The following is an 839-nucleotide window of genomic DNA, read 5'->3' as shown; positions in this document are numbered from 1 at the left end:
GAAGGAAAACTGGGAGGTCAGGCAAAAGTAAAAGGTGTTGGTGGAACATGGAAAGATTTAACCGATTCCGTTAATCAGATGGCGTCCAACTTAACCGGACAGGTACGTAACATTGCCGAGGTTACAACCGCCGTAGCAAATGGTGACCTTTCTAAAAAAATTACGGCTGTAGCCGAAGGAGAAATTCTCGAATTAAAGAAAACCATCAATACAATGGTGGATCAGCTGAACTCCTTTTCTTCTGAGGTTACGCGTGTGGCACTTGAGGTAGGAACCGAAGGAAAACTGGGAGGTCAGGCAAAAGTAAAAGGTGTCGGCGGAACTTGGAAAGATTTGACCGATTCCGTTAATCAAATGGCGTCCAACTTAACTGGACAAGTACGTAATATTGCCGAAGTAACAACAGCCGTAGCAAAAGGCGATTTATCCCGCCAGATTACGGTGGATACAAAAGGAGAAATCTTAGAGTTGAAAAATACCATTAATACAATGGTGGGTCAGCTGAACTCTTTCGCTTCTGAGGTAACCCGTGTGGCACGTGAAGTTGGTACCGAAGGAAAACTGGGAGGACAAGCGCAGGTTGAAGGTGTTGGTGGAACCTGGAAAGATTTAACAGATTCCGTTAACCAAATGGCATCCAACTTAACCGGACAAGTACGTAATATCGCCGAAGTAACAACAGCCGTAGCAAAAGGAGATTTATCGCTCCAGATTACGGTTGACGTAAAAGGAGAAATCTTAGAGTTAAAAAATACAATTAATACGATGGTGGATCAGCTTCGAGGCTTTGCTTCCGAAGTAACAAGGGTTTCTCGAGAAGTTGGTACCGAAGGAAAACT

General features: G+C 44.0%; 1 protein-coding gene. It reads left to right on the top strand.

Translation table 11 applies throughout. The features are described from left to right. Nucleotides 1-839 (top strand): HAMP domain-containing protein (locus tag FLAPXU55_RS00125; protein WP_180855877.1); only part of this gene is annotated, 839 nt, incomplete at both ends.

The organism is Flavobacterium panici (assembly GCF_903819335.1).
GTDB lineage: Bacteria > Bacteroidota > Bacteroidia > Flavobacteriales > Flavobacteriaceae > Flavobacterium > Flavobacterium panici.
The sequence above is the reverse complement of the archived record's forward strand: the minus strand, read 5'-3'. Positions and strand labels throughout refer to the sequence as shown.